General features: G+C 48.3%; 11 protein-coding genes. 7 read left to right on the top strand and 4 right to left on the bottom strand.

Annotated features, from left to right (window positions below):
• Positions 1-38: 38 nt before the first annotated feature.
• The 4 genes from BGP75_RS00760 to BGP75_RS00745 all read right to left on the bottom strand — a co-directional run bounded on the left by BGP75_RS00760 (position 39) and on the right by BGP75_RS00745 (position 6024).
• Entirely contained in the window at positions 39-1727 is a 1689-nt protein-coding gene (locus tag BGP75_RS00760; RefSeq protein WP_076714060.1) for a NahK/ErcS family hybrid sensor histidine kinase/response regulator, read from the bottom strand.
• Entirely contained in the window at positions 1711-2874 is a 1164-nt protein-coding gene (ercA, locus tag BGP75_RS00755) for an alcohol dehydrogenase-like regulatory protein ErcA (RefSeq protein WP_076714058.1), read from the bottom strand. Before ercA ends, BGP75_RS00760 begins: the two co-directional genes overlap by 17 nt.
• Positions 2875-2951: 77 nt before the next feature.
• Positions 2952-5093 (bottom strand): NosR/NirI family protein, encoded by a 2142-nt coding sequence (locus tag BGP75_RS00750; protein WP_083704548.1) that lies wholly within the window; start codon positions 5091-5093, stop codon positions 2952-2954.
• Between the two features lie 241 nt (positions 5094-5334).
• Positions 5335-6024, bottom strand: coding sequence for a response regulator transcription factor (locus BGP75_RS00745; RefSeq protein ID WP_076714205.1), 690 nt, complete (start codon positions 6022-6024; stop codon positions 5335-5337).
• Between the two features lie 276 nt (positions 6025-6300).
• On the opposite strand from BGP75_RS00745, the gene BGP75_RS00740 reads away from it, so the two are divergent.
• From BGP75_RS00740 to BGP75_RS00710, 7 genes are all read left to right on the top strand, one after another.
• A complete protein-coding gene (locus tag BGP75_RS00740) occupies positions 6301-7290 on the top strand; it encodes an ABC transporter substrate-binding protein (protein WP_076714056.1) in 990 nt (329 codons plus the stop codon).
• Positions 7291-7308: 18 nt separating this feature from the next.
• Entirely contained in the window at positions 7309-8064 is a 756-nt protein-coding gene (locus BGP75_RS00735; protein WP_076714054.1) for an ABC transporter permease, read from the top strand.
• Complete coding sequence (locus BGP75_RS00730) at positions 8064-8792, top strand: ABC transporter ATP-binding protein (protein WP_076714052.1); 729 nt, start codon at positions 8064-8066, stop codon at positions 8790-8792. The genes BGP75_RS00735 and BGP75_RS00730 overlap by 1 nt, the downstream gene beginning before the upstream one ends.
• A gap of 299 nt (positions 8793-9091) precedes the next feature.
• Positions 9092-9952 carry a LysR family transcriptional regulator gene (locus BGP75_RS00725; protein WP_076714203.1) on the top strand — a complete coding sequence of 287 codons (861 nt, stop codon included), beginning with the start codon at positions 9092-9094 and terminating at the stop codon, positions 9950-9952.
• A 241-nt stretch (positions 9953-10193) separates the two neighbouring features.
• Positions 10194-11213 carry a TRAP transporter substrate-binding protein DctP gene (dctP, locus tag BGP75_RS00720; protein ID WP_076714050.1) on the top strand — a complete coding sequence of 340 codons (1020 nt, stop codon included), beginning with the start codon at positions 10194-10196 and terminating at the stop codon, positions 11211-11213.
• An 80-nt stretch (positions 11214-11293) separates the two neighbouring features.
• The gene (locus BGP75_RS00715) at positions 11294-11971 is read left to right on the top strand and encodes a TRAP transporter small permease (protein ID WP_083704546.1); all 678 of its coding nucleotides are present in this window, start codon (positions 11294-11296) and stop codon (positions 11969-11971) included.
• Positions 11968-13269 (top strand): TRAP transporter large permease, encoded by a 1302-nt coding sequence (locus BGP75_RS00710; RefSeq protein WP_076714046.1) that lies wholly within the window; start codon positions 11968-11970, stop codon positions 13267-13269. The genes BGP75_RS00715 and BGP75_RS00710 overlap by 4 nt, the downstream gene beginning before the upstream one ends.
• The last annotated feature ends 149 nt before the right edge of the window (positions 13270-13418 follow it).

Genomic DNA, 13418 nt, shown 5'->3' with positions numbered 1-13418 from the left:
TGTGTCTATTTACCGAAGGCAGAATAAACAGCATCTGCTCATTCTGCCTGTATCAAGTGACTCATAAGCGCACGGAGTTTGCCGGGTTTGATGGGTTTATTAAGCCTTTTTACACCTATAGCCTGAAATTCCTGTCGGACTTCATCACTGCGATCAGCGGTAATCATGATGGCTTTTAACTTGATATTCAGTTTATTTGTCAGAGCCTGTAACACCTGAGTTCCTGTCAGGTTGTTGTCAAGATGATAATCTGCCAGAACGATATCGGGAGAAAAACGCTGACAGGATTCAAGGGCCTGCTCCGTATTTGTTGCGGTGCTGACAAGACATCCCCACTCATTCAGCAGAGTTTCCATGCTATGCAAAATGGCTTCTTCATTCTCGAGTACCAGGACTCTGGCGCCATTAAAATTAGCAGCCGCTATCTGTGAATAGGGATCGGTAACAGGTTGCTGGAAATGTGAAGTGCCTAGAGGAACTCTGACCGAAAAGCAGGAACCTCTTCCAGGATTGGAGCGTACCTCTATCTTATGGCCAAGCATGTTTGCGATTCTGTCAACAATGGCCAGTCCTAAGCCAACCCCCTTTGATCGTCCTGGCTGGGCATTATCCAACTGCCTGAACTCTTCAAAGATTGCCTGTCTTTGTTCCTCGGCTATTCCCGGGCCCGTGTCGCATACTAGGATTTCTAATTCGCTTTTTCGGCGACGGCAACCGAGGGCGATGCGGCCTTTGGAGGTATACCTGATTGCGTTGCTGATAAAGTTACGCAGGATTCGCATTAATAAGCGAGAATCACTGTGAATGGTCTGATGGCAGGCTACCGATTCGAATGTTAAACCGGCATTTGCGGCAACAGGTTGAAACTCACTGGTCAGGTTTTCGATCAGACCGGCAATATTGAAGTCGTCAGGATCAGCCGTAACGACATTGGCATCCAGTCTGGAGATATCCAGTAAATCTGTGAGTAACTCTTCTGCACCTAGCAGTGCAACGTGGATACGTTCTACCAGTTGATGGTTTTGTTCCGGCAAGTCCCGCTCTTGTAAAGTGGAAACCAGCAAGCGAGCTGCGTTCATCGGTTGTAGCAGGTCATGACTGGCAGCGGCCAGGTATTTATCTTTGCTGGCATTAGCCTCTTCTGCTTCCTGCTTGGCGATTATCAGCTCCTGGGTTCGCTCCTGTACCCGTTGCTCTAATTCAGTATTCAGCTGGGCCAGTTGCCGCTGTGCCCGTTTACGTTCGGTAATATCTTGCACAAAGGCTTCGAGAATTCCTTTTTCGCTATCCTTAAGCAACACGTTCATGGAGATACAGATAGGTTTGTTGTTGGCGGTGCGAAGTTGGGTCTCAAAACCGACTCTTTGACCGTCGCGCCTAAGTAGCTTTAAGAGTCGGCGATAATCCTCAGGCTGGTAAAATAATTGCTGGCTGATATCAGTAACGGACTTCTGAATATGCTCGGCAGAGCCGTAGCCGCAAATACGGGCGATAGCGGGATTTGCAGCGGTGATTGCACCATCAATACGGGCCTGGAAAATACCATGCAGGGCGTTTTCAAACAGCCACTTATAGCGCTCTTTTTCCTGTTCCAGCTCATCTACTTTTTCCAGCAGCTCGGGGTAATAGCTCTTGCGGGCAGAAAAATCTCCAAGTCCGATAAGATCTTGTATCAGAGAGCTATCATCGCTGGACGGCTGAGGTGCAGAGTTAGAGCGCTTCCTCATAAACTACCTCTACGTCACGTTTATTGGACTTGCGGGGATTGGTGAGCAGGCAGGGATCCTTGATGGCCTGGCCTGACAGGATTGGAATATCACAGCTGCTGACTCCTGCCTCTTTAAGTCGCATGGTCAGCCCTACCTGCTGTTTTAGGTCTTGGACACCGTCAAGTAGACGTTGCTTGATCTGCTGAGAGTTCAGGCCCCTTGTATCGATTCCCACCGTATCGGTAATGATACGGAACTTATCTTCAGCCGAACTGTAATTGTAATCGATCACATGATCCAGCAAGATGGCATTACAGAGTCCGTGAGGAAGATCCAGATATCCTCCCAGGCTGTGTGCCATGGCATGGACAGCGCCGAGTATTGCATTGGAAAAGGCCAGCCCGGCTTTCAAACTGCCAAGCATGATTTGCTCACGTAGCTGGATGTCACTGGGATTTGCCACCAGCGCAACCAGATTAGTGTTAATCAGTTTGATCGCTTCCAATGCGTACATGTCGGTGAGTGGACCGCTAGCCGTTGACACATAGGCCTCCACCGCGTGCACCATGGCATCGACTCCGGTACAGGCTGTTAAAAACGGGTCCATGGTGGTTGTGGTTACAGGATCAATCAAAGACACATCAGGTACCACTGCCTTACTGATAATGGATATTTTAGTTCGGCTGTCCTCATCTGAAATAATGGCGAACTGAGAAACGTCTGCGGAGGTTCCTGCTGTCGTGGGAATAAAAATCAGTGGTGGAACCGGAGCCTGAATCTGGTCGACTCCCTCAAAACTGAGGATATTGGCGCTGTTGGCACTGACAATCCCAATTCCTTTAGCACAGTCCATGGGGCTGCCACCCCCCACGGCGACAATTACATCGCATCCCTCCTGCGTGTAAAATGCCGCCCCTTGCATGACTTCTTCTGCGCGGGGATTAGGGCTGACATCGGTGTAGAGCCGATAATCTATACCGATCTCCTCCAGACTCTGTTTCACATCCGTGACCCAGCCTGCTGCCAATACCCCTGGATCAGAGACGATCAATACCCGGTGAGCACCAAAATTGCGGGCAAAGTTTCCGACGGTCTTACGCGCCCCGACCCCGAAGATTATTTCTGGAGAGACAAACTTTCTTAGATTGGAAAGACTGGTATTCATGGGAGGATTTATTTCTTTTTATGTCGTTTATAGACAATATAGCAGTAGTTATTATCCGGAAACAGGCAAAGTATCCATCAGGCTACGGTAATCTGATCTGCTTGATGGTTTCTGTCTGAGGCAATTCGTTCCGGTATGGACCTGCTCCGTTTGCGACGTTGCAGTGTGGCAACACACTGGTTTTCGTCCTGCAGGATGGCGACACATTCCAGGCATTGGATGCATTCATCGTAGTCAATACTGCCATCGCGGCGAATAGCGTTGATCTCACAACGCCGTTTACAGAGTTGACAGGGGCTGCCGCACTGTTCGATTCGGGACAGCCAGCTGAACAGTCTCAGTCTGCCAATTACCGCCAGAGCTGCTCCCAGAGGACAGAGGTAGCGACAATAAAACTTGTGCATAAATAGCCCTAAGCCCAGCAGTACCAAGGCGTAGAGTACGAATGGCCAACTACGGACAAAAAACAGAGTCATACTTGTTTTAAAGGGCTCAATTTCGGCCAGCTGCTCAGCCAACGTCAGGGAATAGAATGAGGTAATCACCAGACCCAGCAAAATTGGATACTTCACTAAAATCATCTGCCGATGCCAAGGGTCCGGCAATCGCCACTGTCTCAGTTTCAGGCGCATGGCCAGCCATGAGAGCATTTCCTGCAGGGCTCCAAAAGGGCATAGCCAGCCGCAGTAGAGGCCCCGTCCCCACAAGAACAGTGATAAAAAGCAATAAATCCAGAGAGTAAATATAATCGGGTCCAGCAGGAATATACGGATATCAAAGCCATCATAGATCGATAGCAACAGCGTGTAGATATTTACCACTGATAATTGTCCTTGTGCATACAGACCGATAAACACCAGCGTGAACCACAAATAGCCCCAGCGAAACCGATGTAGTCGCTTTGCATTGCGGCTGTAGTGGCGCTGGCGTACAAAGAACAGACTGAGTACCGTCAGAGCAATAATCAGAATAGCAACTTCTGCCCAGCGCTCTTGCCATAGTTGTAGCCATAAGGGAGCGCTATCCCTTTCCGGGACTGGAGCGACAGCAACCGTTTCAAATAGCTCCTGGGGCAGTCTGATGGGGGTGCTGAAGGTGGCCTGGTCCTGAATCAGGTGGTTTCGATTAAGTTCAACATTCAATTGCAGGGTGGCATCCTCACCTGGGTTAAACCCGGCGTGTCCCTTGACCCGAAAGAGGTTGATACGGTCGAATTCAGGAGTTTCCGGGGATTGAAAACGAAACGACTCATCCAGTGCATCCAGGTCTCGTAGCTCAATTGCCAACTGGTTTTGCTCCAAGGAAAGCCGGCCAGGTACCGTGCCGGGCTTGAAACCATCCGGTACATGCAGGAAAGCCCCCCGTGACATGACTGCAAAAACCTGTTCGCCGGGTTTCAGACTGTTCATCAACTCCTGATAGTGAGTCCTCCCTAACAGATTACGACCAATAGTGGGAGCATTGAGGTAGGCGTAGAAGATTTCACTGAAGTATTCGCTATCATCGAGTTGATCAAAATTTGGGTAGTTGCTTATCGACTGGCCCAGTGTTGCTTCCACCTCAGGTTGTGAAAGTTGCCAACGACCGACATAGCCTTTTTCACGTAGTTGCTGCCAACCCAGCGGTTGATAGAGATCTGAACGGGCTCTGACAGCAGGTGCCTGAGTAAAACCTTCAAGCTTGTTGCGAGCCACCTGGAGGGCAGAGGAAAGAATGGAATCATTGATGATGATGACTGATACCGTCGCTTTGGTTACCCCGTCAATGTACACCGGGCCCTTGTTTCCTGAACTGGTGCCCTGTTTGCGGCTGTTGACGACAATGTGTTCGGTCAGATGCCGACCTTGATATTGACTGATAAACCGATACAAAGGTGCCTGGCCAAGACCATGAAGAAATACCGGCTCATGATGCTCAAGGACCTGGACTCCGGTAAATTGTCCGCTGGTATCCAGGCCAATCAGCAGCCTGATTGGCTTACCGGAAAATCCAGGTAGATCGGTTAAGTCCGCTGACTCATAGGCGTACCCTAAAAGTTGCTGTAATTGATAGACCGGGTAAACAGGAAAATCTGCAAGCTTCTCGTCTATTCGGGTTGCTTTGGGGAAAAAACTCTGGACGATAGTCAGCTCGTTGCTGGATAAGGTCGCAGAACAGAGGGAGCTGTATAACCAGCATACTGAAAACAGCAGCAGTGCGGCCAGGGGGGATCTGTTCATTACGGGTCTCCGACTCGTCCTTGTATATCCAGCTGGGTTTTTTTAAAGTCAGAAAATGCTACTTCGAGAGAAGATGATCGCTTCTATCCGGTTGAATTTTAAATAATAAATTCATTTGTCCTTTATCGTTGATTTAAATGTTGATCAACCACTTTGATTTAAAATTCTGACAAAAGGGCATCCAGGGGCCCTGTGTATATTTATGGCCCCTTAGTTAACTTGGACAGAGAATTATTTTTAATCAGCGCTTTAGATATTGATTGAAATCTATATTTCCGGCGGACAATACTGCCTGAATACGATTGTGGACATTCAGCTTTCGTAAGATGGCTGATACATGAGCCTTCACCGTCGTTTCTGCAATACAGAGGTTGTAGGCGATCTGTTTGTTTGATTCACCGTTCGTCATTCGCTCAAGGACCAGTAACTGGCGTCGGGTCAGACTATTCAGCATTTCTGGCGGGATACGATTTTCTTCTGGTCGTCGGTTTTGTCGAGAGCGAGTGTTATCGGCACGGATAACATCTGAGGGAAGGTAAACCTGGCCAGCCAGTACCTGCTCTAATGCTGTTGTCATCTTCTCCCGTGGCAGAGATTTGATGATAAAACCAACCGCACCATAGGTCATAGCCTGTAATACGACGCTTTTATCCTCTTCCGCAGAAATGATCACCACGGGGATGGCTGGAAACTCATTACGAAGCTGCATAAGCCCATTCAAGCCGTTCATTCCCGGCATATTGAGATCCAGCAGGATCAGGTCTAAGTCATCAAAGCTGTCTGCCAGCTCTACTGCTGTTTCAAGATCTTCCGCCTGGAGGATATCGGCGTCAGGGTAACGGGCACGAATGACATCAGCGATTGCTTCGCGAAACAGGGGATGATCATCGGCGATCAGCAACTTATAAACATCCGAATCGGTGATGGCCATGCTGTCACTGTCATCACTGACCAGATTTTGTTTTGCAGAGTCTGAAGCGGATAAGCCATCTGAAAACAGCGGTCCGGGTGTTGCTGTGGAATGCTGGGGTAGTGTCAACATCTTCTTCTACTCCTTTATTATTCTATGGTTCTATTGGACTCCCTTGAGAGCAATAAGACTATTCGACCTTGGACCTTCAAAAAGGGGCCGAAAGTACTGTTTTTTGTTATCCGGCACAGACTTACTCTGAAAAGAAGACCTTCAACCCAAAATATGAGGTGGGTTATGAATACTTCTAATTCTAGCTTTCGGCGCAGCTTTTGCCGAATTCTGATGCTACTGAGTTGGATGGTGATCAGCGCTCCGAGCTGGTCGCAGAATGTTATAAAGGTGGCAGTGCTTAAGTACGGGACGGTGAACTGGGAACTGAGTACGATGGTTGAGGAGGGGTTTGATCAACAAAATGGGTTCTCACTGAAAGTGCAACCCTTAGCGGGTATGACCGCTACCCGTACAGCACTGTTGGGCGGCTCTGCGGATGTCATTGTTGCAGATTGGATGTGGGTGAGCCGCCAGCGGGACAAAGGGCACCAATTACAGTTTATCCCTTACTCCTCTTCTGTGGGTAAGCTAATGCTGGCAAAGGATTCTTCTGTTAAACAGTTGGCAGACCTTCAGGGTAAAAAGGTTGGTATTGCCGGTGGTCCCACCAGTAAGGGCTGGTTGTTATTGAGAGCCCTGGGAAAGCAACAGGGCATTGATTTAAAGGCTATTACTGAACAGCAGTACGGCGCACCTCCCTTGCTGAATGCGGCGTTGGAGCAGGGGCGGATCGATGCCGTCGTGACCTTCTGGCATTATGCTGCCCGTCTGGAAGGTCAGGGTTATCCTGCTCTCCATGATCTTAAACAGGTCAGTCAGTTGCTGGGGATGAAGTCAGAGTTGCCTATGCTTGGCTATGTGTTCCATCAAAAATGGGCCGAAGACCGTCCCGATCTGGTGACATCCCTTCAGGCGGCATCTCGTCAGAGTAAGGATTTTTTACAACAGCAGCCCAATGCCTGGCAACGCTTGCGTCCTATGATGAAAGCAGAAAGCGATTCGGTATTCAGATATCTGCGTGAGGGATATTTGGCAGGTACCCCCAGCCCTCTGGTCCGGGAGCAAATCACTGATGCCGAGCAAATGTTCAGTCTTTTGGCTCAGCTTGGTGGTAAGAAGCTGGTTGGGGACAGTCGTACTCTGAATCAGAATACGTTTTGGCAGCAACCCTGAAGGCCGAGGTATCTGACCATGCTGGCTCAATCCCTGCGAGTTCAACTATTATCGCTGCTAATGGTGCTGGTGGTCTGGCAATTGGTAGCGGTGGGGTTGGAATTGCAGTTATTGCCGTCCCCGTTGCAGGTTATGGCAGTGATGTGGGATGAGTGGTCATCCGGAGAGCTGTGGCCACATCTGCGGGCAACGTTAAGTCGAGTGATTATAAGTTTTATTGCCGCTATGGGGTTGGGAACATTACTGGGATTGCTAATGGGACTTAACCCAAGAATAAACCAGTGGCTGGATCCGCTTTTAGTGATGCTGCTGAATATGCCTGCTCTGGTGGTGATCATTTTACTCTATATCTGGTGTGGACTGATTGAAGCAGCTGCCATTGCCGCAGTAGTGATTAATAAGGTGCCGAATGTTGCGGTGACTTTACGTGAAGGTACCAGAAGTCTTGATCCACAGTATCAGGCATTAGTCAGGGTCTACGGTGTGGGTTACTGGCGTCAGCTGACTGAAGTGATCCTTCCTCAGCTGGCTCCTTACTTTCTGGTGGCTTCGCGATCTGGTCTGGCACTGATCTGGAAGATTGTGCTGGTGGTTGAACTCTTAGGCCGTAGCGATGGAGTAGGTTTCCAACTACACCTGGCATTTCAGATGTTCGATGTTGCCATGATTCTGGCCTATAGCTTTGCTTTTATCCTGGTCGTGCAGGTTATCGAATGGCTGCTGTTACAACCTTGGGAACGTTACCAGCGGCGCTGGCGTGAAGAGGCCTGCTGATGATTGAGCTGACTGTAAATCGAAAGGCCTATGGTGATGCTCCTGTAATAGGTGCTTTGTCGCTGACCCTGGACTCAGGAGAACTGGTGTGCCTGTTAGGTCCTTCTGGCTGCGGAAAAACCACGTTGCTTAATATTCTAGCGGGACTGGATAGGGACTATTCAGGCGCACTTCACTCCAGTCACTATCGTATTAGTTATATGTTTCAGGAGCCACGCCTATTACCCTGGCGGACGGTCCGACAGAACCTGGCGTTGGTTGCTGATAGTCAACAGCAACAGAAAATTGATGAGTTGCTGAGTTTGATGGACCTGGGAGATGTAGCCAGCCAATACCCGGGAAGGTTATCGCTTGGGATGGCTCGGAGGGTGGCATTAGCGAGAACGCTGATCAATGACCCGGATCTTATTCTGATGGATGAGCCCTTTGTTTCACTCGATCCTCCGACAGCAGCGAGCCTGGGAGAAGTACTGGAGCGCCTTCGACAAATGCGCCCGGAAGTCGCCATTTTAATGGTTACCCACAATATCCGGGAAGCACTGACATTGTCTGATCGAATACTGGTATTGGGCAATCAGCCCACTGAGGTTATCTGTGAGTATTTTCCAGAGCAGAAGGACGGAGCCGTTGAACAGGCTGAAGAGAAGAAGTTATTAGCCTTCTATCAAAAGATGGAAGCTGATGAGCTTGTTGTCCCTAAGGCGAGAGAACTCACTGCGATGGGATAATTCAGGTGCAGAACTGTTTTTGTTAATTAGCTGTGTGTAAGTTCTTAACCTATTGTAATTAATAACTAAAACAAGTCATTGTTTTGTGGGTTATTTGTATTCATCTACCGATTTATACTGCCGTTGACAGGGAATTGATCCGTTCCCCACTGGCATCCGAGTGACTAAATTCCCCCTTGTGTTGGTATCAGTGATCTTCTTACTATAAGAGCGTTTGTCAGTAACATCCAAACGGTTCAGGTAGGGCAGCTGTGAAAAAACGTGAATTTAAGGGGCAACTCAGTGATATCGACTTGCGTATGCTCAGAATCTACAAAGTTGTTGTGGAATCTGGTGGTTTTGCTGCGGCAGAAGTTGAGCTCAATATCACTCGGTCAGCGATCAGTATGGCCATATCAGATCTTGAAAGCCGTTTGGGTTTCCGGCTCTGCCAACGGGGGCGTTCCGGCTTCTCTCTTAGCGAAGAGGGAGAACATATCTACAGCTATACTTTGCAGCTTCTTTCCTCCATCGAGGACTTTCGTACCCAGGTAAATACCTTGCATACCAACCTCAAAGGTGAGCTGAATATCGGTATTACCGATAACCTGGTAACAATGCCAAAGATGAAGATTACAGACGCTCTGGCGGCGCTGAAACAACAGGGCCCGGATGTCGCCGTCAACATCCGTATGATGCCGCCGAATGAGGTGGAGATTGGTGTACTGGATGGTCATTTGCATGTGGGTATTGTGCCAACAGTCCGGGTTCTTTCCGGGCTTGAATATCAGGAGATATATGATGAGGAGTCTAAGCTCTATTGCTCAGACAACCATCCGGTATATCTTATGCCAGACACTGACATACAGGTGGGAGAGTGGGATGCAGTATTACCGGCTTACGCACAGACGGCAGCAATAAAGGCCCACTATCAACCCCTCAAAGCGGCCTCTGCAACGGCTACCGACCGGGAGGGAATTGCTTTTCTTATACTCACCGGGCGCTACATTGGTTATTTGCCTGATCATGTCGCGGCCCAGTGGGTAAAAGCAGGCCGTATGCGAGCTATTTCGCCGGATGACTATCACTATACCACTCAGTTTTCTGCAATCACCCGCAAGGGAGCCAGACCCAATCTGGTACTTGAAACCTATATGGGTCACCTGATCCGTAACGAATAACTGTCTATGTTTGCTCAGCAGAGAAAGACTGATTGCAGCTTGGAGCAGATCTGCTTTGTGGCTGTTTTTTCCCGATCGACCTCAACCTTATAGTTAAGTGATTACTGAACTTAGTTAAAGCTATTTCATATTTGAGAAACTTAATGTTTGGATCAGAATCTCTGGCCACGTTCGCTGGACGCTGATTTACGCGCTCTGCATACGTGCTATCGAATGACTATAAAAAATACTAGAGGTCGTTATGACTATCAAAAGAGCATTCAAATCCCTCATATCTACAACCGCTATTACTGCCGCTTTGGCTATTCCTCTAACTGATCTTGTTCAGGCGGGCGATGATTTTATCCTCGCCCAAGCGATGACTACTGATCATATTTTTCACGCTTCTTCTGAGAAGTTCATAGAGGAGTTAAAGGCCCAAAAATCCGACTATTCTGTTGACTACCATCCTGGTGGTGATCTTGGGGACTGGACCTCGCAATTCGAACAGGCCATGCAGGGCGTTATTCCCATGACGATGACTTACGGCGCATCAGAATTTGACGGTCGCCTGGATCTGACCTGGCTCGGTTATGTTGTTGACAGCTGGGATTCGGCGCGTAAAGCCTATGGCCCCAACGGCCCGATGCTGGATGTGTATAACAAGATTCTTGCAGATAATGATCTTGTTGCTCTGGGTCTTATTCCTGCGGGTTTCGGTTCGATCACGATTCGAAACGGTGTAGGCAAGGTTCCTACTAACTTCCCGGAGGATGCTGCAGGTATCAAAATGCGAGTCGTTCCTACCCCTTTAGGAATTGAGCGTTTCAAGAATTGGGGTTTTTCTGCTGTTCCAATGCCTTTTTCTGAATTGTATACCGGGCTGCAATTAGGCACTGTTGATGGCCGTGCGTTTGGACCTGCTGTTGAAATTTGGCAGATGCGTGATGTGCTGGAAAGTTACATCCTGACTCGAGATTACTTTGAGCATGCATTCTGGCTGGTTAATAAAGACTGGTGGGAAGACCTGCCGGCGGATGAACGGAATAAAATTCAGGCTGCAGCGGACAAAACCCTGGATTGGGCCTGGTCCGAAGCTCAGGCAATTGATAACAGCTATCTGGAAAAAGTTCGAGACTATGGTATCAAGGTGGTCGAACTGGATCAGCAACAGCTGGCCAAAGCCAAGAAAACCCTTTACGCCAACGAATGGCCGTTTATGGAGAAACTGGTTGGCGCTGAAATTATGGCAATGATGCGAGATATTGCCGGTATCAACTGAATCCGATTAATGACTGATAAAGCCGTTGTCGCCTCGCCAGAGGCGACCTCATCGTTACAGTTTTTTAGAGGATGACAGTTATGCAACAACCCTCTTCAACCAGTCCCCAAAATACTAAAACCAATATTAAAACCTATGATTATGACCCTGAGCTGAGTTATCAGCCAGTACCTGCAGATTTAAGCGCTATTGCTACTGATCAACGAAGTGAGCCCCAGCATCAAAGTGGTGTTGAACGGCGACTGCTGCAGTTTGAGCAGGCGCTTGACTGGCTCTTTCGGGCGATGATGTTGTGTGTCGGACTTACTCTGGCAGGGTTGATGTTCGGTCAGATTATTATGCGTTATTTATTGGAGTCTCCTTTTACTGGCATCGAAGAAGCAGCAGTGCTATTGGGTGTCTGGATTTATTTTTTGGGTATGGGCTATGCCACCCGTGAGAGAGAACACATTCATGGCGGTATTGTCAGCCTGCTGGTCTCTGATCCGTTCAAAGTGGGGCTAATTCGTTTTTTTGGTTCTCTGATCAGCATGCTTGCAGCGGTGGTATTTGGTTATTTTGCCTGTAAGTACGCATTTTTTGTTATTGAAAAAGGCAGGATGAGTATCAACCTGCAATGGCCTCGTGGCTTATGGAGCGGCAGTATGATTGTCGGCTTTGGAATGATGGTCGGTTATTTCATGCTAGAGGCCATTAACGAATATCGTAGTTTGCGACGGATTCGTTATAAAGGTAATCCAGGGAGTAACCGGTTATGAGTCTATTTTTATTGGCAATGCTTGTTGTCGTAATCTTAATTCTGGTGGAGATTCCGGTAGCATTCGCCTTCGGTATCGGTGCTGTATTGTTTGCCTACACCACCGGTAATAATATCTCTTTCCTGGTTCCCCACGGTTTTAAAACCGCCAGTGGTTTCGCTTTGTTAGCTTTACCGTTGTTTATTTTTGCCGGTCTGTTGATGGCTGAGGGTGGTATATCTGAGCGCCTGCTGAATTTTGTTAATTCTTTTGTGGGTCGAATTAAAGGGGGGCTGGGGGCAGTCACCGTACTGACCTGCGCACTGTTCGGTGCTATTTCTGGTAGTTCTTCAGCAGCCATTGCTGCAGTTGGTCAGATCATGATTCCCCGGATGGTTAAGGAAGGTTATCCAGAAGGCCATGCAACGGCATTGGTAGCCTGTTCATCGGTGTTAGCATTGCTGATCCCTCCTAGTATTCCGATGATTATCTTTTCGATTACGGGTGGTTTATCGGTAGGAGCAGCATTTCTGTCGACGATAATTCCCGGTATTCTGCTTACGCTGCTCTATTGTGGGTTGAATATATGGTTCCTGCGGGATAACAGTAATATTAAGGTCGATGCTCCATTGCCATTTAAACAGGCTGCTAAACAGGTTGCCAGCACCGGTTATAGTGCTGCTTTCGCCCTGCTGATGCCGCTGATTATTCTGGGGGCTATCTATAGTGGCATCGCCACACCGACGGAAGCAGCAGCCATTGCAGTGATCTATGCGATACCCGTTGGTCTGTTTATCTACAAGGGGATGACATTGAGAAATCTGGGTACGGTAACGGTTCGGGCGGTTACCATGACTGGCTCAATTATGGCTGTGCTGTTTTTCCTGTTTATTATGAGTCGGGCAATGATTCTGGAGCAGGTGCCTAAAGAGTTGGCTGAGACACTGCTACAGGTCTCGGAAAACAAATATGTGATTCTTCTGCTGATTAATATACTGCTATTGCTGATCGGAATGATTGTCGACGATATTTCCGGCAGTGTATTAGCTGCCATTATCTTTCTGCCAGTCGTTAATGAGCTGGGGATTGATCCTATCCACTTTGCTGCGGTGGTGGGTGTTAATCTGGGACTTGGCAATGTGTCTCCGCCCTGTGCCCCCATGCTTTATATGGCTGGTGGTGTGAGCAAACTATCATTGGATCGATATATTAAACCAACCCTTAAGTTTCTTTGCTTAGGGCATCTGCCAATGGTTTTTCTGGTGACATTTCTTCCTGAGCTTTCTCTGTTCTTACCGAGGCTGCTACTGGGTTATTAATCATATCAATACTTTAGGGAACCTGCGAAGTAAGCCCATCATCTTTTCAGCCAGCCCTGGAATGGTTAAATGCGCGAAAGACAGCGTAGTGCAACAATGAGTCCTTTTTGAACTTCTTTAGGCTTCAGTGCATGCTCTTTGAAGAGAAA

Source organism: Motiliproteus sp. MSK22-1 (assembly GCF_001968815.1).
Taxonomy (GTDB): Bacteria; Pseudomonadota; Gammaproteobacteria; order Pseudomonadales; family Balneatricaceae; genus Motiliproteus.
This window is presented reverse-complemented; position numbering and strand designations above follow the sequence as displayed.

What these genes read in the sequence shown, in the direction of transcription:
- BGP75_RS00760 (WP_076714060.1), bottom strand. Translation starts at nt 1,727, where the DNA reads ATGAGGAAGCGCTCTAACTCTGCACCTCAGCCGTCCAGCGATGATAGC.
- ercA (WP_076714058.1), bottom strand. Translation starts at nt 2,874, where the DNA reads ATGAATACCAGTCTTTCCAATCTAAGAAAGTTTGTCTCTCCAGAAATA.
- BGP75_RS00750 (WP_083704548.1), bottom strand. Translation starts at nt 5,093, where the DNA reads ATGAACAGATCCCCCCTGGCCGCACTGCTGCTGTTTTCAGTATGCTGG.
- BGP75_RS00745 (WP_076714205.1), bottom strand. Translation starts at nt 6,024, where the DNA reads ATGGCCATCACCGATTCGGATGTTTATAAGTTGCTGATCGCCGATGAT.
- BGP75_RS00740 (WP_076714056.1), top strand. Translation starts at nt 6,301, where the DNA reads ATGAATACTTCTAATTCTAGCTTTCGGCGCAGCTTTTGCCGAATTCTG.
- BGP75_RS00735 (WP_076714054.1), top strand. Translation starts at nt 7,309, where the DNA reads ATGCTGGCTCAATCCCTGCGAGTTCAACTATTATCGCTGCTAATGGTG.
- BGP75_RS00730 (WP_076714052.1), top strand. Translation starts at nt 8,064, where the DNA reads ATGATTGAGCTGACTGTAAATCGAAAGGCCTATGGTGATGCTCCTGTA.
- BGP75_RS00725 (WP_076714203.1), top strand. Translation starts at nt 9,092, where the DNA reads ATGCTCAGAATCTACAAAGTTGTTGTGGAATCTGGTGGTTTTGCTGCG.
- dctP (WP_076714050.1), top strand. Translation starts at nt 10,194, where the DNA reads ATGACTATCAAAAGAGCATTCAAATCCCTCATATCTACAACCGCTATT.
- BGP75_RS00715 (WP_083704546.1), top strand. Translation starts at nt 11,294, where the DNA reads ATGCAACAACCCTCTTCAACCAGTCCCCAAAATACTAAAACCAATATT.
- BGP75_RS00710 (WP_076714046.1), top strand. Translation starts at nt 11,968, where the DNA reads ATGAGTCTATTTTTATTGGCAATGCTTGTTGTCGTAATCTTAATTCTG.